The following is a 17,134-nucleotide window of genomic DNA, read 5'->3' as shown; positions in this document are numbered from 1 at the left end:
GCTTACAGAAATCATCATCGTCGTCGTTCTGTTTTTTGTGAACGGCGCCTTGGCCATGTCTGAATTGGCCGTCGTTTCCGCCCGCCCCGCGCGTCTTAAGGTCCTGGCCGATCAGGGTAACGTCGGCGCAGCCAGAGCAATGAAGCTGGCCGAAGATCCGGGCAAGTTCCTTTCCTCCGTACAGATCGGCATCACCCTCGTCGGCATCCTGTCCGGCGCTTTTTCGGGTGCAACCCTGGGCCTGCGCTTGACCGAATGGCTCAAGTCGATTGGCGTCACCGACAACATCGCCGATATTGGCGGCGTGGGCGTCGTCGTCGTGCTGATCACCTATGGCTCCCTGATCCTGGGCGAGCTTGTTCCAAAGCAGATCGCGCTCCGCAGCCCCGAACAGGTGGCTTCGCGCGTCGCGCAGCCCATGACCATCCTGGCCCTTGTCGGCACGCCCATTGTCTGGGTGCTCGATATTTCGGGCAAGGCGGTGTTGCGCCTGCTCGGCCAGCATGGCCAGAACGAAGAGCAGGTGACCGAGGAGGAAGTCCGCACCATCATCGCCGAAGCGACCTCCGCTGGCGTGCTCGAAACCGAAGAACACTCGATGATTTCGGGCGTCATGCGCCTCGCCGATCGCTCGGCCCGCGGCCTCATGACCCCGCGTCTCGATGTCGTCACCATCGACGTCGAAGATAGTTTTGAGGACAATCTCAAGATCATTCTGGGCACCTCCCACTCACAGGTGCTGGTGCAAGACGGTGATGCCGATTCCATCCTCGGCGTCCTTGCACTGTCTGATCTCCTGCCGGCACTCGCCACCGGTCAGCAGCCGGATTTGCGCAAGCTCGTCAAGCCGCTCACGGTCGTCATGGAACACTCCGACGCACTCGACGTCGTGGAGTCCATTCGCCAATCGAGCGCCAAGATGGTGCTGGTTGTCGATGAGTATGGCCATTTCGAAGGCATCGTCACCTTTGGCGACGTGCTCGAGGTGATTACCGGTGTCTATAACGAAGAACCGGGTGACGATCCGGCCATCGTCCAGCGCCAGGATGGCTCGTGGCTCGTTGCCGGCTGGATGCCGGTCGACGATTTCTCCGAACGCTTCAAGATCAACGTCCCCAAGGACGCGCGCTACGAAACAGTCGCAGGCTATATCCTCGCGGCGCTTAATCGCTTGCCGGCAACCGGGGAGAGTTTTGAGCGCGAAGGCTGGCATTTCGAAGTCGTCGACCTCGACGGCCGCCGCATCGACAAAGTCCTGATTTCGCCGCTGCAACCTAGCGAAGGCGCATAAGAAAAGGCCCCGGAGCGATCCGGGGCCTTTTTCGTGAGAGCGTCAAAACCATTTGCCGTCCCCAGCAACAGGCTTTGCCTGTAAAGACGACGCCTATATGTCCTCGAACGCGCCCGTCGTCACGTCGTAAAGGCGCCCGTTTTCCATCAGGGTGGGGCTCAGCATATCAACGAGCTTGGGCGCAACCACGGACGGCGCCGGCAGCGTTTCCGGATCTTCGCCGGGCATAGCCTTGGCGCGCATCGCCGTGCGCACGGCGCCGGGGTAAAAGACGTTGGTCTTGACGTTGGTGATGCTCATTTCTCCGGCATAGGCCTTCACCATGGCGTCGAGCGCCGCTTTGCTCGCAGCATAAAGCCCCCAGAACGGACGGGCCGATCGGGCGGAGCTTGACGACACGAACACCGCACGCCCCGCTGAAGCCTGGCGCAGAAGCAGGTCGAGCGAGCGCAGCAAGCGGAAATTGGCCGTCACGTTGATCGCAAAGACTTTTTCGAACTCATCGGGCTTGAGATGCGGCACCGGGCTCAGCGTTCCCAGCATGCCGGCATTGGCAACGAGACCATCGAGATGCCCCCAACGCTCGAAAATCGCCGCGCCCAGACGGTCGATGGCATCGCCATCGCGCAGGTCGAACGGGACGAGTGTCGATGATCCGCCAAAATCCTGGATCGCATCGTCCAGCTCTTCGAGCGCACCCACCGTTCGCGCCACGGCAACGACATGGGCGCCGCGGCGTGCCGCTTCGAGCGCCGCAGCATAGCCGATGCCGCGCGAAGCGCCGGTGACCAGCACGACCTTGCCGGTGAGTTCAGTATTGTCAGTCATTAACCCGCTTCCTTGAGGAGCGAAACCTGCTTGGGGTCATTGGTAGCGTGACCATTGAGATCGGTCAGGCGTGTGGGATAGTCACCGGTAAAATAGTGATCGGTGAATTGCGGCGCTTCGGCATCGCGCTTCTCCCCGCCGACGGCTTCGTAAAGCCCGTCGATGGTGAGAAAGGCGAGCGAATCCGCGCCGATATAGCGGCACATGGCCTCGATATCGGCATATTGGTTGGCAAGGAGCTTGTCCGGATCGGGCGTGTCGATCCCATAATAGTCCGAATGAAAGATCATCGGGCTCGCGACGCGTATATGCACTTCCGTCGCCCCGGCATCGCGGATCATCTGCACGATCTTGACCGAGGTGGTCCCGCGCACGATCGAGTCGTCGATCAGGACTACCCGCTTTCCGGCAATCTCGGCGCGATTGGCCGAGTGCTTGAGCCGCACGCCGAAGGCCCGGATCTGCTGGGTCGGCTCGATGAAGGTGCGGCCGACATAGTGATTGCGGATGATCCCGAGCTCGAATGGAATGCCGCTCTGCTGCGCAAAGCCGATCGCGGCAGGCGTCCCCCCATCCGGCACCGGCACGACCACGTCCGCCTCGACAGGTGCTTCCTTGGCCAGGTTCATGCCCGCCCTCTTGCGGGCGGTATAGACGCTGCGGCCGGAAACCACCGAATCCGGACGCGCGAAATAGACATATTCGAAAATGCACGGCCGCTCCGGCACATTGCGGGCCGGCTTGCGCTCTTCAATGGTGATCGATCCATCGGGCTGGATTTCGCAGATGATGACTTCGCCGTTCTCGACGTCGCGGATGTACTTGGCCCCGATAATGTCGAGCGCGCAGGTTTCCGAGCAGAAGATGGGCTTGCCGTCGAGCTCGCCCATCACGAGGGGCCGGATCCCCACCGGGTCCCGCGCGGCGATCAGCTTGGTGCGCGTCAGCGCCAGCATGGCATAGCCGCCCTCCATCTGCCGGATCGCATCGATGAAGCGATCGGTTGTCGAAGAATGGCGCGAGCGGGCGATCAGATGCAGCACCACCTCGGTGTCCGAGGTCGATTGGCAGATCGCACCCGTCGCGATGATCTGCCGGCGCAGCGTCAGGCCATTGGTGAAATTGCCATTATGCGCAATGGCGATGCCGCCGGCCTCCAGTTCGGCAAACAAGGGCTGCACGTTGCGCAGGGCCACTTCGCCAGTCGTCGAATAGCGCGTATGGCCGATCGCCATGGTGCCCGGAAGCTTGGCGAGAAGGGCAGGGTCCGTATAGTGGTCACCCACAAGGCCCATGCGCTTTTCCTGATAGAACTGGCGTCCGTCGAAGCTGACGATGCCCGCCGCTTCCTGTCCGCGATGCTGTAGGGCGTGCAGCCCTAGCGCCGTCAGCGTCGAAGCATCCGTGTGCCCCAAAATGCCAAACACGCCGCACTCTTCATGCAGCGTGTCGCCTTCAAGATCGAAATCGTCGTCGCTCGGGTGGGTCACCGAACTTCTCCATGAACTTTAGGCTCACCGCCCGCCGGCCGCGGGCGATGCCGGCAAAGCCGGTCACTTGGTTCACGCCAATAGCGCATTTGCTGGCTCGCCACCAATGACAGTTTTGGGGGCGAGACCTGAGGCGGGCGAGGGCGCCCGCTTCACCTCAAATCTGCGTTTCGCCGTCGACCGGAGCTTCGGTCGGATCAACCGTGCCATCGACGCTTGGGTCGACCGGCACGCTTTCCTGCGGCGTCGTCGGAGCTTCCGGATCGGCGGTCAGTTCTGCGCCGCCGCCCTGGAGAATATCGTTGACCTGCTGTTCGAGGCCTTCTGGGAGCATGGAGATCAGCGTGTCGCCCATGTTCTGCAAGTAGGGCAGCGACTGCGAATTGCGCGCCCATTCCGGCAGGTTGGTCCCAAGTAGCCACACGCCGAAAATCGTGATCACGATGGCGATCAGGATGCCGCGCAAGACGCCGAAGATGAACCCGAGCGTGCGGTCGATCGGCCCGATCCGGCTATCGACCACGAAATCGGCGATACGCATGGTCAAAAGATGCAGCACGATCAGCGACACGATGAAGCTGACGACGACCGTAGCGATATTGGCCACGATCTCTTCGGCGATATACTGCTGGGCGATATCGGGATGATAGAGATACATGTAGATGGCGATGGCCGCAGAGCCGGCCCAGGTCGCCAGCGAAAGCACCTCGCGCGTCAGGCCCCTGGCGGTTGCCAGGATTGCCGAGATCAACACCAGCACGCCCACACCAACGTCAAACGCTGTCAGCATATGTCTGCCTGTCTCCAGTTGCCGCCCGGCTCGTTGCCGCGACCTTTAACGACTTTGGTCGCCCCTGCCAAGCCACGAGCCGCGTAAGGTCGTGAACTTTCAGATATTCTTAACATGTCGGCCCAAAGCGGGTTCCGGTTGGAAGGCAAGAGGCGCGTCGACTGCGGAGCAAAGCGATCCGCGCCCGGCTACCATTGCTCCGGCTCGGCCACCGGCTTCTTGCCATTGGCCGCGATCCGCCCAACCATTTCCGACAATTGCGAAAACTCCGTGACCTCGAACCCTGCCGTTTTGTCGACGGTATTGACCCGTCCGGTGACCACCGATTGGAAGCCGAGCTTTTGCGCCTCCCGCAGCCGCAATCCCGCATGCGACACTGGCCGCACCCCACCAGCGAGGGAGATTTCGCCGAAGTAAACCGCTTCCTTGGGCAGCGGTGCTCCGGTCAAAGAGGAGATAAGCGCCGCAGCGACCGCGAGATCCGCCGCCGGCTCGGAGATTTTTAGCCCGCCAGCGACGTTGAGATAGATGTCGTTCGCCCCGATCCGCACACCGCAGCGTGTCTCCAGCACGGCTAGAACCATCGAAAGGCGCTGGGAATCCCAGCCCACCACGGCCCTTCGGGGCGTGCCCAGCGGGGAGGGGGCCACCAGCGCCTGAATTTCGATCAACAGCGGTCGCGTCCCCTCCATGCCGGCAAAAACCGCTGACCCCGCCGCGTCTTCATCGCGCTGATCGAGAAACAGCGCCGAGGGATTAGCCACCTGTTCGAGCCCGCGCTCGGTCATGGCGAAGACGCCGATCTCGTCGGTTGCGCCATAGCGGTTCTTGACCCCGCGCAGGATGCGGAAGGTGTGGCTCGAATCGCCCTCGAAATAGAGCACCGCATCGACCATGTGCTCGACGACGCGCGGTCCGGCGATTTGTCCATCCTTGGTCACGTGGCCCACCAGCACCACTGCCGCGCCGGTCTTTTTTGCCAGCCGCGTCAGCGCTTGGGCAGAGGTGCGCACCTGCGTCACCGTCCCCGGCGCGCTCTCCACTCGGTCGGTCCAGAGCGTCTGGATGGAATCGATGATGACAAGGTCCGGCGCCGGCCCATTTTCGAGCGTGGCGAGAATGATCTCGACATTAGTCTCCGCCGCCAGCAACACGCCCGCCTCGCCGAGCCCTAGACGTTGTGCCCGCAACCGCACCTGCGCCACGGCTTCTTCGCCCGAAACGTAGATGACGCGTTTGCCTTTGTTCGCGAGCGCGGCGGCCGATTGCAGCAGCAGCGTCGATTTGCCGATTCCCGGATCGCCCCCGACCAGCAGCGCCGAGCCCTTCACGAACCCGCCGCCGGTCACGCGATCGAGCTCTGCAATGCCCGTGACGACCCGCGCCGCACTTTCGGTTTCACCGGCAAGGGGCTGCAGATTGGTGGGCCGTCCGCCAGATTTTGCCGCCTTCGGTCCCGCCCCGATGCCGCTGTCCACCATCTCTTCGACAATGGTGTTCCATTCTCCGCACGCATCGCAACGCCCCTGCCAGCGGGTTGTTACCGCACCACAGGCCTGGCATACGAAATTGGATTTGCTCTTGGCCAATGGATTGCTCGCAACAGGAAACGCTTTTCCGATTTAGCCATATGCAGCTTTTCAGGCAAGAACAAATAGCGAACTGCTAATGGAAGCGTCGTGATATGGCGAGACGGGAGGGCGACCGCCCAGATCATGGACCGCCGGTCGAGCGGCTCGCGGACCTCATCGAATTGTCCCGCATCCCACACCGCTCGGCGATGCGACGCACGCTGTTCCAGTTCCGGGCGGTATTGACCCCGCATTGCTTGTCGATGAGCCGGATCAGCCGACCCGACTGCGCCACGTCGCCCCTGAAGTCGATGACAAGATGATCCTGCACCACATGCACGGCCTCTGGTCCGTCATAAGCGGCAAGCCAGGAAAAGTCGGGCTTGCTGGCTGCAAAGAAATAGACCCCGGTCTGGTTCGACCGGTTTATTGCCGCTTCGCCGATCGGATCGGCCTTGATAAGCCGCTGCAAGACGCTTGGCTTCCGCACGATTGGCACGACATTCTCGCCCAGCCCGAAGCCCTGCAGTAGGTCAGCCATCACCAAGGAAGCCCTGATTGCCGACCCATCGAAGCCGGCAATCATGTTGCCCGTATTGACGAGCGTTTCCGGGGCCTCGAAACCCGCAACAGCCGAAGCCTCCCGCCATGCCGCCATGGACATTAGCCTGTGCGTCACCGGGCCGATGGCGCGCAGCAAGATCACATAAGTGCTCGGCTTGGTCGCCATTTATCCGCTCCCCGCCTCACGCTAGCCGATCGGCGCCAGCTGCGCAAAAACTGGGGCGGTCCCTACTGCTCGGGCAGATAGCCCGTGCCGACATAATTGCGCGAATAGCGTCCCTTGAGAGAGGTCAGCATTTCATAGCCGATCGTGCCGGCCACGTCCGCCTGATCGTCGATATTCACATTCGGCCCAAAAACCTCGACGCCCTCGCCGGGCCTTGGCAAGTTGGGCCCCAGATCGGTGACATCGACGATGGTCATGTCCATCGAAATCTTGCCGAGCACCGGACACAGCCGGCCATTGACGAACATCTTGCCGCCCGGCCGCGCATTGTTCGAAGAAAGTGCGCGCTGGAATCCATCGGCATAGCCGATGCCGACAACCGCCAGCCGGCTATCGCGCGAGAGTGAATAGGCGGCGCCATAGCCGACCGTTTCCCCGGTTCGCGCTTCTCGCACCTGCAGGACAGGGGCGTGCAGCGTCACCACATTGGCCATCGGGTTGCGCCGCCCGACGACCGCCCGGCCGCCGTAGAGCGCGATGCCCGGCCGCACCATCTGGAAGTGATAGTCGCGTCCCGTCATCAGGCCCGCCGAATTGGCCAGGGACGCCGGAATGCCCGGAAACTGGTTCATCACCGAACTGAAAAGCGCCAGCTGCGTGCGGTTCTTTTCGTGGTTCGGCACATCGGCGCAGGCCAGGTGACTCATCACCATCTGCGGCGCATAGCTCAGCCGCGCGATGCGCTCGCGCACCACCACCGCCTCGTTCAGCCGAAAGCCGAGCCGGTTCATGCCGGTGTCGAAGTGGAAGGCGCTGGGATAGGCTTCATTACGCTCGACGCACTTGGCGAGCCACTCTTCGAGCATCTCCATCGAGGAGATCACCGGCATCAGGTTCTGCCGGATGTAAAGATTGGATGCCCCGGGATAGAGCCCGTCTAGCACGAAGATATGGGCATTGGGCAGCGCCGTGCGCACCGCAACGCCCTCATCCGGTGTCGCAACGAAAAAAAAGCGCGCCCCGGCCGCATAAAGCGCCGTCGCCGCCATTTCGATGCCGGTCCCATAGGCATCCGCCTTGACCACGGCAGCCGTCAGCGCGCCCTGGCTTACCTTGTCGAGCGCGCGCCAGTTGCGGGCCAGCGCCCCCAGGTCGACAGTCAGTTGGCCGCCAAGGCCAGACGTCAGCTTCATGCCTATTCCATGCGTTCGGGCAGGTAGTCTGCCCTTGCGAGGTTACCGAAACGGGTGAACTGCGCCTCGAAGCTCAGCTGCACCGTACCGGTCGGGCCATGGCGCTGCTTGGCAATGATGACTTCCGCCTTGCCATGCACCTTCTCCATTTCCCCTTGCCAGGCGATATGCTCCGGCGTGCCCTCTTTGGGTTCCTTGTTCTTGAGATAGTACTCTTCGCGATAAACGAACAGCACCACGTCGGCGTCCTGCTCGATAGAACCCGATTCGCGCAAATCCGCTAGCTGTGGATGCTTGTCGTCACGCGCTTCCACCTGACGGGAAAGCTGGGAAAGCGCGATCACCGGAACTTCGAGCTCCTTGGCCAGCGCCTTGAGCGTCGTCGTGATTTCGGTCAGTTCCTGCACGCGGTTTTGGCTCGAAGACTTGGACGAGCCGGAAAGGAGCTGCAGGTAGTCGACGATCAGCAGGTCGAGCCCCTTCTGCCGTTTCAGGCGGCGGGCACGCGCCGCAAGCTGCGCGACGGAGATGCCGCCGGTATCGTCGATATAAAGCGGCACCCGGCTCATCATGTTGGAGACGTCCACCAGCTTTGAAAACTGGCTATCGTGGATGCGGCCGCGGCGGATGTCCGACGACGAGATTTCTGCCTGCTCGGCAAGAATACGCGTCGCCAGCTGCTCCGAGCTCATTTCGAGGCTGAAAAAGCCGACGACACCGCCATCGATCGTTTTATTGTGTCCGTCCGGCGTCACATCGCCCCGCCAGGCCTTGGCGACATTGTAGGCGATATTGGTCACGAGCGAGGTCTTGCCCATGGCCGGGCGGCCGGCCAGGATGATCAAGTCCGAGCGCTGCAAGCCGCCCATCTGCCGGTCGAGGTCATGCAGTGCCGTCGCGACGCCCGAAAGGCCGCCATCGCGCTGGAAGGCCTCCCCGGCCATGCGGATCGAGGCATTGAGCGCCGTTCCGAAAGCCTGAAAACCCCCATCGTAGCGGCCTTTTTCAGCCAGCTGGAAGAGTTCGCCTTCGACCTTTTCGATCTGCTTGGTCGGCGTCATCTCGACGTCGGATTCATAGGCGACCGAAACCATCTCCTCGCCGACGAGGATCAGGTTGCGGCGGATGGCGAGATCGTAAATCGCCTGCCCGTAGTCACCGGCATTGATGACCGTCGTCGCTTCAGCCGCAAGCCGCGCCAGATATTGCGACATGGTCACTTCAGGCAGTAGTTGATCGGGAAGGTGGATCTTGATCGTCGTAGGATCCGCCGATTTGCCGGCCCGGATCACCTTGCTGGTGATGTCATAGATGTCGCGATGCACCGGTTCGTAGAAATGCTCGGGTTCGAGGAAATCCGAGACCCGGTAAAACGCTTCGTTGTTGATGAGGATAGCGCCCAGCAGCGCCTGCTCGGCCTCCACATTGTGTGGGGCGACGCGAAACGACTTGTCTTCGACCGGATGAAGCCGTGCGATCTCAGCCATTGTGTCCTCGGGTGTGTTAACCTTTTAAACCACGCAGGCGTGGCAAGAGTCCCAAGTCACGTACCGGGTCAGCGGTTAACAAATTCCACAGCCTGTTAACACTGTGAACAACGGGGATAGTTCTAGCGCTTTCTTGTCATGCGAACAAGACGTGAACGCTCCCTAGCGATTCTTGACCTTGCCGTGGCCCGGGCCCCAAGGCTTGAGCGCCGCGTCCGAGCCTGCCCAATGAATTCGGTCGATCCGCCAGTCGCCATTGTAAAGATGCACTGCCTCGATCCTGATCGGGCTCGGCTTGCCGCCCTCGACGATCACCACTGCCTTGTTCTCGTCGCCGGTCTCTTCCACTGACGCGACTTTCGCATCGGTCAGGTCAAACGGCATCTCGCCGTTCTCATGTGCATGAAAGACGAGGTTGTCGAAAATGAGCGCCGTATCGCTGCCGACTTCGGCGATTTCCTCGTCCGCAATATCGGCTTCGGACATCAGCGATCCTTCGATGAACGCCCCTTCGCCAACGGTGAAATAGCGCCCCGCCGTGTAGGTGTAATAGCTGTCGACAAATGTCTGCTTCGCCTCTGGCGAGAGCATATAATAGGCCGCGGCATAATCCTCTGCATTGAAAGCGTCGAGAAAGGCCGTCGCGGCACCTTGAGGCGTATCGAGCGGCAAGCGGTCGACGAAGGTCCGTCCATCCTGCGCCATGGCGGGAGCGGCCAGTATCACGGCTGCAAGTGCGGCGAAAACAATACGCATGATGGGCTCCCTGAATACGGCGCGATCATAGTGAGATATCGGCGCAGCCAAAAGCCCCCAGCCCTGGATTACACAGGCTCGCCCCAGAAGCCGCTTCCTGCGCCAAGGCAAAGAAAAAGGCCGGTTTCCCGGCCTTTTCAAAGTCGTCGATAAGAAGCGACTACTCTTCGAAACGGTCGTCCGAAGCAGCGTCCTTCTGGCCGGCGGCGAAGTCGCTGTTTTCGTCGTCTTCAAAGGTGTGGACGGTGACGTCTTCACCCTGTGCCTGACGTTCGGCTTCATCAGCCGAGCGAGCGACGTTGACGGTGATCGAAACGGCAACTTCCGGGTGGAGAGCGAGCGGCACGGTGTGCACGCCGACCGACTTGATCGGATCGGCGAGATCGACCTGGTTGCGCTGCACGGTGAAGCCGTCATTGGCCAGGGCCTCGACGACGTCGCGAGCGGCGACCGAACCGTAAAGCTGACCGGTTTCGCCGGCCTGGCGGATGATCACGACGGTACGGCCATTAAGGCCTTCGGCGATACCGGCAGCGGCGTTACGGCGCTCTTCGTTGCGCTGTTCGATATGGGCGCGTTCGTTTTCGAAACGCTTGCGGTTGGCTTCGGTGGCGCGAAGAGCCTTGCCCTGGGGCAGGAGGAAGTTACGGGCAAAGCCGTCCTTCACATTGACTTCGTCGCCGATGGTGCCGGTGCGACCGATCCGCTCGAGCAGAATGACCTTCATTCTTTTATTCCTTTGGCTGTCCCGTCTTTAAGACGGTTAGGAGCCGCGGACCATCCGCAACCCCAGCGGGTATTGTTTTGTCCGGCACTGGTATGCCGAAAGGAAGCCGTTGGGCTGGATGAGATAGTGGTGGTTCGCGAGAACCGGAGCGGAGCGTACATGAGTACGTGAGCACCGGAAGCGCAGCGAACCGCCGCTAGATCGCCTGCCCAGCGAGCTTACTTGACCGCATACGGCATGATGCCGATGAAGCGGGCGCGCTTGATCGCGCGAGCTAGTTCACGCTGCTTCTTTGCAGAAACGGCGGTGATGCGGCTCGGGACGATCTTGCCGCGCTCGGAAACGTAACGCGAGAGCAGGCGGACGTCCTTGTAGTCGATCTTCGGTGCGCCTTCGCCCGAGAACGGGCAGGTCTTGCGACGACGCTGGAACGGACGACGGGCCTGGGAAGTGGTGAGGTCTTTAATAGCCATGGCTATGCGTTCCTTATCTTAGAAGCGGCGCGGACGACGGTCGCCCGACGGGCCACCACGATCGCCACGGCCACCGCCATCACGATCGTCACGATCGCGCTTCTGCATCATCGCGGACGGGCCTTCTTCCAGCTCGTCGACGCGCACGGTCATGAAGCGCAGAACGTCTTCATTGATGCGCATCTGGCGTTCCATTTCGGCAACGGCCGGAGCCGAAGCGTCGATGTTGAGCAGCGTGTAGTGAGCCTTGCGGTTCTTGCGGATGCGGTAGGAGAGACCCTTGAGGCCCCAATATTCGTTCTTGGTAACCTTACCGCCACCCTGGGACAGGATTTCGGTCAGCTGCGCGGTCAGTTCTTCGACCTGCTGCTGGGAAACGTCCTGGCGCGCCAGGAAGATGTGTTCGTAAAGGGCCATTGAGTGCGCCTTCCTTTCAGTTGTCATAAGCGTTTCGCTGGCGCGGAGCCCCTTCGAAGCCGGAAAGGCGTCAAAGCAGTCTTGCAAAGAGCGGGAACACGGGAGGCCGGACTCGTTCAGGATCCTGTTCTTCCAAAAGGAAAAACCCTCCGTTCAGCCCCCGGCCAAACGAATTGCTGGGCGCGCTATAAAGCAGATGCAGCCCTATTGCAAGGCTTGGGCCTAGGCAGCGCTGCCGGCGATCGTCTCGCTCGTGTGTGCGACGACGCGATTGCGCCCCGCGCTCTTTGCCTCATAGAGCGCTTCGTCGGCTAGGCTGAGCATGCGCGAAAGATCGGCCGGCGCGCGGAATTCGACCAGCCCGATACTGACGCTGGCGCTGAACTCGGTCTCGCTCGTGCGGAACGGTTCATCGGCGATCGCTTCACGCATGCGCTCGGCAACCCTGTTGCCCTCTTCCAGCCCCGCGCCCGGCAGCACGATGGCGAATTCCTCTCCGCCCAGGCGCCCGACGATATCGCCCCGCCTGATATTGGCCGTCAGCAGGTCCGCAACCGTCTGCAACACCTGGTCGCCCGCCGGCTGCCCATGCCGGTCGTTAATATTGCGGAACCGGTCGATGTCGATGGCGATGGCAACGCTCGTCGCGCCCGGTTTCAGCCGCTTGAGCATGAATTCGGCGCTCTCGTAAAAATCCTTGCGCATGAGCAGGCCGGTCAGTTCGTCGAAATTGGCCCGCTGCATGCGCTCGTGATGCTCGCGTCGCCAGAAAGCGTTGAGCGCCACCACGGCAATGGCCCCGAGGGTTACGAAGCCGACGCCCAGCCGGAACGACGCCATGTCGAGGCTCGTCGTGATGTGATTGTGCCCTTCGCCGAGCAGCACCAGCCCGGCCGGCACCGTCGCCAGCGTCCAGACCGCCGTTGCCCCCGAGAGCATGAAGGCAAAGCGGGAGCGAATGCGCGTCGAGCACCAGATGAGCGCCGGAAGATAAAAAACGAATGCGCCCGGCCCGCCGATCACCACCATCAGCATGCAGGAGACGGCCAGCGTGCCCAGCGCGGCGCCGTGGCGAATGAGCTTGCCCCGATCGCGCGGCGTGCGCAGGCGCGGCGGTCCCTGTATCATCACGCCCGCCACCACAAGCGGTAGGAAGATCGTGAGATTGGCAAATTCGGTCGCACCCCGGCTTAAGATCCGTCCGATCCAAGCGGCATCCATGCTCGGCAGGGGCGAGAGCCCACCGACCAGTCCCGCAAGCGCAGCCGTGGCGATCATGATCGCAAAAAGCGTCACGAGCCCCGATGGATTGGTGATCGGCGAGATACGCGGCTCAGAAAAACGGAACAGCATCACCCCGAAGGCTACCGTGACGATATTGACCCCACTATGCCAGAGCGCGCTTGTCAGATCGTCGCCCACGAGAAGCCAGGGCAAAACATAGCCGGCAACGATCAGCGCCCAGCTTAGCGGATTGTTGGCGCGCGGATGGATCGCCAATATCCCCAGCAATATGGCATTGGCCGGCCAAAGCCCGACATGAGGCGCCACCGCCTCGGCCCAGAAGCCGGCAAGGCTCGAGATGAAAACAAGGCAAGCCGTCACCACCGCGGCAATCGCGGGATTTCGGAACAGCGGGTTGCGGGATGCCGCTGGGCTAAAATTATCCATGGCGTCTCCGAAAAATCGCTTTTGCGCGCAATTCTTGCCTCAAATTCCTAAATAGAGATTGCTTGACTTCGCCAAATTCACTCGGCAAAGCCTCGCAACCGCCCGCATTTCCGGAGATATGCCATGACGAGTTCAGCTTTCACCTTTCCAGGCCAGGGCAGCCAGGCCGTCGGCATGGGCAAGGAACTGGCTGACGCTTATCCCGAAGCGCGCGCCGTCTTCGACGAGGTGGACGATGCGCTCGGTCAAAAACTGTCGGCCATCATGTTCGAAGGCCCCGAAGACGTCCTGCGCCTCACTGAAAATGCGCAGCCGGCGCTGATGGCCTCGAGCATTGCCGTCCTGCGCGTTCTTGAAAGTCGTGGTGTTCGCCTTGCCGATCATGCCAGGTTCGTAGCAGGCCATTCGCTCGGCGAATATTCGGCTCTTTGCGCAGCTGGCACGTTTTCCCTGTCGGATACCGCCCGTCTCCTGCGCACCCGCGGCCAGGCGATGCAAAAGGCTGTCCCGGTCGGCCATGGCGCTATGGCAGCGCTTCTTGGCCTTGATCTTGAAACTGCCCGCGCCGTCGCCGGGGAAGCCGCTCAGGGAGAAGTCTGCCAGGTCGCCAATGACAATGCCCCCGGCCAGGTCGTCGTTTCCGGAGCCGTTTCAGCCATTGAACGGGCGCTCGAAATCGCCAAGGGCAAAGGCGCCAAGCGCGCGCTCATGCTCCCGGTCAGCGCGCCATTCCATTGCTCTCTCATGCAGCCTGCCGCTGAAGCCATGGCCGCCGCGCTCGCTGAAGTCGAGATGAAAGCTCCGGTGGTTCCGCTCGTCGCCAACGTTCTGGCCGCCCCCATCACCGATCCTGCCGAAATCCGCCAGCGCCTCGTCGAGCAGGTCACCGGCGTCGTCCGCTGGACCGAGACCGTCACCTGGCTTGCCGGCGAAGGTGGCGTCACCCAGCTTGTCGAATTGGGCACCGGCAAGGTGCTCTCCGGCCTTGCCAAACGCATCGCCCCCGATGTCGCGACCCAGTCTGTCGGCACCCCGTCCGATATCGACGCCTTCGTCACTGTCGTCACCGCTTGACCCCAGATAGCCTGACCCGAGGAATAAAAATGTTCGATTTGACCGGCAAGCGCGCCCTCGTTACCGGCGCCAGCGGCGGCATCGGCCGCGAAATCGCCAAAGCCTTGGCCGCAGCGGGCGCCACTGTCGCGCTCTCGGGCACTCGCGTTGGCGCGCTTGAGGATACAGCCAAGGAAATCGGCGAGGATTGCCCGATCCTGCCCTGCAATCTCTCCAAGCTTGATGACGTCGACAAGCTCGTGCCCTCTGCCGAAGCGGCCATGGGCGGCCTCGATATCCTTGTCAACAATGCCGGCATGACGCGCGACAATCTCTTTATGCGGATGAAGGATGAAGAGTGGGACGAGGTCATCGCGGTCAATCTCACCGCCGCTTTTCACCTCAACCGCGCAGTCCTGCGGGGCATGATGAAGCAACGCTGGGGCCGCATCATCGGCATCTCCTCTGTTGTCGGGGTCATGGGCAATCCGGGGCAGGGCAACTACGCTGCCTCCAAGGCCGGCCTTATCGGCATGAACAAGGCGCTCGCCCATGAAGTCGCGAGCCGTAACATCACCGTCAATTCCATCGCGCCTGGCTTCATCGCCTCGGCCATGACTGACGAACTCAACGACAAGCAGCGCGAGACCATCCTGTCGACCATTCCGGCCAATCGCCTCGGCACTGCACAGGAAGTTGCCGCCTGCGCCGTCTTCCTCGCCAGCGACGCTGCGGCCTACATCACGGGCCATACTCTTAACGTCAATGGCGGCATGGCAATGATCTAAATCGCGGTTTCAAGGGTCCAAAACCCTTGGAAACCAAGGTTCGCGCGGCTGGCAAAGCATTTTGAAACGTGTTACTCGCCGCCGCGTTAACTCTTGCCGGTTCCCTTGCGAGCGCCTGAAAGGCCGCTTACATTGCGCCCCGGCAAAGTCAAAACCGAGCTTGCTGAATTGGCGCATCGCCAATAAGAAGCGAAACGAAACGTCGATTTCTAAAAAGGGAAGTCAAATATGAGCGATGTCGCTGATCGGGTCCGCAAGATCGTTGTGGAACACCTCAATGTGGACGCCGAGAAGGTCACCGAAAAGGCCAGCTTCATCGACGATCTGGGCGCCGACTCGCTCGATCAGGTCGAGCTGGTGATGGCTTTCGAGGAAGAATTCTCGGTCGAGATCCCCGACGACGCTGCCGAGTCGATCCAGACGTTCGGCGACGCCGTGGCTTTCCTGACCAAGGCCACCAGCTAAGCTGGCCGGGCAGGGATAGACATGGAACTGCGCCGAGTCGTCGTCACCGGAATGGGGCTTGTCACGCCCCTTGGTTGCGGAGTGGAGGCCACCTGGGCCAATATTATCGCAGGCAAGAGTGGAGCCAAGCGTATCGACGACTTCCAGGTCGATGATATCGCCTGCCAAATCGCCCATCGGCTACCCCTCGGGGATTATGCCGAGGGCAAATACAATCCCGACGAGTGGATGGAAGCCAAGGAACAGCGCAAGGTCGACGATTTCATCGTCTATGCCATGGCTGCTGCCACCCAGGCCATCCAGAATGCGGGTGTAGAACCCAAGACCCAGGAAGAACAGGAGCGCACTGGCGTCCTGATCGGCTCTGGCATTGGCGGCATCGGCGGCATCTATGATGCCTCCGTCACGCTGCACGAAAAGGGTCCGCGCCGCATCAGCCCGTTCTTTATTCCGGGCCGTCTGATCAACCTGGCCTCCGGCCACGTGTCGATCCGCTTCGGCCTCAAGGGGCCGAACCATTCCGTCGTCACCGCCTGTTCGACCGGCGCCCACGCCATCGGCGATGCGGCCCGGCTGATCGCGCTCGGCGATGCCGATGTGATGGTGGCCGGTGGCGCCGAAAGCTGCGTCAATCGTCTGTCGCTCGCTGGCTTCGCTGCCGCGCGCGCGCTTTCGACTGGCTTCAACGACAATCCGACCGCCGCGTCCCGTCCTTATGATAAGGATCGCGACGGCTTCGTTATGGGTGAAGGCGCCGGCATCGTCGTGCTCGAAGACTATGAGCGCGCCAAGGCCCGCGGCGCCAAGATCTATGGCGAAATCATCGGCTATGGCCTCTCGGGCGACGCCTATCACATCACGGCGCCCGCGCCGGATGGCGATGGTGGCTTCCGCGCCATGAGCGCCGCTGTCAAGCGCGCCGGTATTTCGGCTTCCGAAATCGATTATATCAACGCCCACGGCACCTCGACGCCGCTTGGCGACGAAATCGAACTCGGCGCCGTCACCCGCGTCTTGGGCGCTGCCGCCGAAGGCCGCGTGATGAGCTCGACCAAGTCGGCCATCGGTCACCTTCTTGGTGCTGCAGGTTCGGTCGAAGCCATCTTCTGCCTTCTCGCCATGCGCGACGGCATCGCCCCGCCGACGCTCAACCTTGATAATCCCTCCGTCGAAACGCCGATCAACCTTGTCCCCAAGGTGGCGCTCAAGAAGGAAATCAACGTGGCGCTGTCCAATAGCTTCGGCTTTGGCGGCACCAATGCGACGCTGGTCATGCGCAAGGTCGCCTGATTTTTTCGATGATCAAGAGGGGCACGTTGCCAGACCAGGCAACGTGCCCCTTGTTTTTATTCAAATCCATTGCAAACAATGCCGCCGCTTCGCCACTCTGTGGCGGCTAATAAG

At 61.6% G+C, this 17,134-nt stretch carries 17 protein-coding genes; 5 read left to right on the top strand and 12 right to left on the bottom strand.

What is annotated here, in order from left to right; all coding sequences use genetic code 11:
* Positions 1-13 precede the first annotated feature (13 nt).
* Positions 14-1,291: a hemolysin family protein gene (locus VW35_RS03225; protein WP_046141719.1), complete on the top strand. Its 1,278-nt coding sequence runs from the start codon at positions 14-16 to the stop codon at positions 1,289-1,291.
* A 93-nt stretch (positions 1,292-1,384) separates the two neighbouring features.
* Here VW35_RS03225 and VW35_RS03220 read toward each other — a convergent pair whose 3' ends face one another.
* The 12 genes from VW35_RS03220 to VW35_RS03165 form a co-directional block, all read right to left on the bottom strand.
* The gene (locus tag VW35_RS03220) at positions 1,385-2,119 is read right to left on the bottom strand and encodes an SDR family NAD(P)-dependent oxidoreductase (RefSeq protein WP_046141514.1); all 735 of its coding nucleotides are present in this window, start codon (positions 2,117-2,119) and stop codon (positions 1,385-1,387) included.
* Positions 2,119-3,609, bottom strand: coding sequence for an amidophosphoribosyltransferase (gene purF, locus VW35_RS03215; RefSeq protein ID WP_046141513.1), 1,491 nt, complete (start codon positions 3,607-3,609; stop codon positions 2,119-2,121). The genes VW35_RS03220 and purF overlap by 1 nt, the downstream gene beginning before the upstream one ends.
* A gap of 157 nt (positions 3,610-3,766) precedes the next feature.
* Positions 3,767-4,399 carry a CvpA family protein gene (locus VW35_RS03210; RefSeq protein WP_083982364.1) on the bottom strand — a complete coding sequence of 211 codons (633 nt, stop codon included), beginning with the start codon at positions 4,397-4,399 and terminating at the stop codon, positions 3,767-3,769.
* A gap of 188 nt (positions 4,400-4,587) precedes the next feature.
* The gene (gene radA / locus VW35_RS03205; RefSeq protein ID WP_046141512.1) at positions 4,588-5,988 is read right to left on the bottom strand and encodes a DNA repair protein RadA; all 1,401 of its coding nucleotides are present in this window, start codon (positions 5,986-5,988) and stop codon (positions 4,588-4,590) included.
* A 124-nt stretch (positions 5,989-6,112) separates the two neighbouring features.
* A complete protein-coding gene (locus VW35_RS03200) occupies positions 6,113-6,700 on the bottom strand; it encodes a DUF1697 domain-containing protein (RefSeq protein ID WP_046141511.1) in 588 nt (195 codons plus the stop codon).
* Between the two features lie 62 nt (positions 6,701-6,762).
* On the bottom strand, positions 6,763-7,893 hold the full coding sequence (alr, locus tag VW35_RS03195; protein ID WP_046141510.1) for an alanine racemase: 1,131 nt from the start codon (positions 7,891-7,893) through the stop codon (positions 6,763-6,765).
* Positions 7,894-7,895: 2 nt separating this feature from the next.
* Positions 7,896-9,380, bottom strand: a complete 1,485-nt coding sequence (locus VW35_RS03190; RefSeq protein WP_046141509.1) for a replicative DNA helicase — start codon at positions 9,378-9,380, stop codon at positions 7,896-7,898.
* 162 nt (positions 9,381-9,542) lie between these two features.
* Entirely contained in the window at positions 9,543-10,136 is a 594-nt protein-coding gene (locus VW35_RS03185; RefSeq protein ID WP_046141508.1) for a hypothetical protein, read from the bottom strand.
* Positions 10,137-10,296: 160 nt separating this feature from the next.
* Positions 10,297-10,863, bottom strand: coding sequence for a 50S ribosomal protein L9 (gene rplI, locus VW35_RS03180; protein ID WP_046141507.1), 567 nt, complete (start codon positions 10,861-10,863; stop codon positions 10,297-10,299).
* Between the two features lie 218 nt (positions 10,864-11,081).
* Positions 11,082-11,336 (bottom strand): 30S ribosomal protein S18, encoded by a 255-nt coding sequence (rpsR, locus tag VW35_RS03175; protein WP_035083777.1) that lies wholly within the window; start codon positions 11,334-11,336, stop codon positions 11,082-11,084.
* An 18-nt stretch (positions 11,337-11,354) separates the two neighbouring features.
* A complete protein-coding gene (rpsF, locus tag VW35_RS03170) occupies positions 11,355-11,753 on the bottom strand; it encodes a 30S ribosomal protein S6 (RefSeq protein ID WP_046141506.1) in 399 nt (132 codons plus the stop codon).
* A 222-nt stretch (positions 11,754-11,975) separates the two neighbouring features.
* Positions 11,976-13,424, bottom strand: coding sequence for a GGDEF domain-containing protein (locus VW35_RS03165; protein ID WP_046141505.1), 1,449 nt, complete (start codon positions 13,422-13,424; stop codon positions 11,976-11,978).
* 123 nt (positions 13,425-13,547) lie between these two features.
* Between VW35_RS03165 and fabD the strand changes: the two genes are divergently transcribed.
* The 4 genes from fabD (at position 13,548) to fabF (ending at position 17,020) form a co-directional block, all read left to right on the top strand.
* Complete coding sequence (gene fabD / locus VW35_RS03160; RefSeq protein ID WP_046141504.1) at positions 13,548-14,498, top strand: ACP S-malonyltransferase; 951 nt, start codon at positions 13,548-13,550, stop codon at positions 14,496-14,498.
* Positions 14,499-14,527: 29 nt separating this feature from the next.
* Positions 14,528-15,265 carry a 3-oxoacyl-[acyl-carrier-protein] reductase gene (fabG, locus tag VW35_RS03155; RefSeq protein ID WP_046141503.1) on the top strand — a complete coding sequence of 246 codons (738 nt, stop codon included), beginning with the start codon at positions 14,528-14,530 and terminating at the stop codon, positions 15,263-15,265.
* A 228-nt stretch (positions 15,266-15,493) separates the two neighbouring features.
* Positions 15,494-15,730 carry an acyl carrier protein gene (locus VW35_RS03150; protein WP_046103861.1) on the top strand — a complete coding sequence of 79 codons (237 nt, stop codon included), beginning with the start codon at positions 15,494-15,496 and terminating at the stop codon, positions 15,728-15,730.
* A 27-nt stretch (positions 15,731-15,757) separates the two neighbouring features.
* Positions 15,758-17,020 carry a beta-ketoacyl-ACP synthase II gene (gene fabF / locus VW35_RS03145; protein ID WP_046141717.1) on the top strand — a complete coding sequence of 421 codons (1,263 nt, stop codon included), beginning with the start codon at positions 15,758-15,760 and terminating at the stop codon, positions 17,018-17,020.
* The last annotated feature ends 114 nt before the right edge of the window (positions 17,021-17,134 follow it).

It is taken from the genome of Devosia soli (genome assembly GCF_000970455.1).
Classification (GTDB): Bacteria; Pseudomonadota; Alphaproteobacteria; order Rhizobiales; family Devosiaceae; genus Devosia; species Devosia soli.
This window is presented reverse-complemented; position numbering and strand designations above follow the sequence as displayed.

Coding starts and splice junctions, on each gene's coding strand:
- VW35_RS03220 (WP_046141514.1), bottom strand. CDS start 2,119: ATGACTGACAATACTGAACTCACCGGCAAGGTCGTGCTGGTCACCGGC.
- VW35_RS03210 (WP_083982364.1), bottom strand. CDS start 4,399: ATGCTGACAGCGTTTGACGTTGGTGTGGGCGTGCTGGTGTTGATCTCG.
- VW35_RS03200 (WP_046141511.1), bottom strand. CDS start 6,700: ATGGCGACCAAGCCGAGCACTTATGTGATCTTGCTGCGCGCCATCGGC.
- alr (WP_046141510.1), bottom strand. CDS start 7,893: ATGAAGCTGACGTCTGGCCTTGGCGGCCAACTGACTGTCGACCTGGGG.
- VW35_RS03190 (WP_046141509.1), bottom strand. CDS start 9,380: ATGGCTGAGATCGCACGGCTTCATCCGGTCGAAGACAAGTCGTTTCGC.
- VW35_RS03185 (WP_046141508.1), bottom strand. CDS start 10,136: ATGCGTATTGTTTTCGCCGCACTTGCAGCCGTGATACTGGCCGCTCCC.
- rplI (WP_046141507.1), bottom strand. CDS start 10,863: ATGAAGGTCATTCTGCTCGAGCGGATCGGTCGCACCGGCACCATCGGC.
- rpsR (WP_035083777.1), bottom strand. CDS start 11,336: ATGGCTATTAAAGACCTCACCACTTCCCAGGCCCGTCGTCCGTTCCAG.
- rpsF (WP_046141506.1), bottom strand. CDS start 11,753: ATGGCCCTTTACGAACACATCTTCCTGGCGCGCCAGGACGTTTCCCAG.
- VW35_RS03165 (WP_046141505.1), bottom strand. CDS start 13,424: ATGGATAATTTTAGCCCAGCGGCATCCCGCAACCCGCTGTTCCGAAAT.
- fabD (WP_046141504.1), top strand. CDS start 13,548: ATGACGAGTTCAGCTTTCACCTTTCCAGGCCAGGGCAGCCAGGCCGTC.
- fabG (WP_046141503.1), top strand. CDS start 14,528: ATGTTCGATTTGACCGGCAAGCGCGCCCTCGTTACCGGCGCCAGCGGC.
- VW35_RS03150 (WP_046103861.1), top strand. CDS start 15,494: ATGAGCGATGTCGCTGATCGGGTCCGCAAGATCGTTGTGGAACACCTC.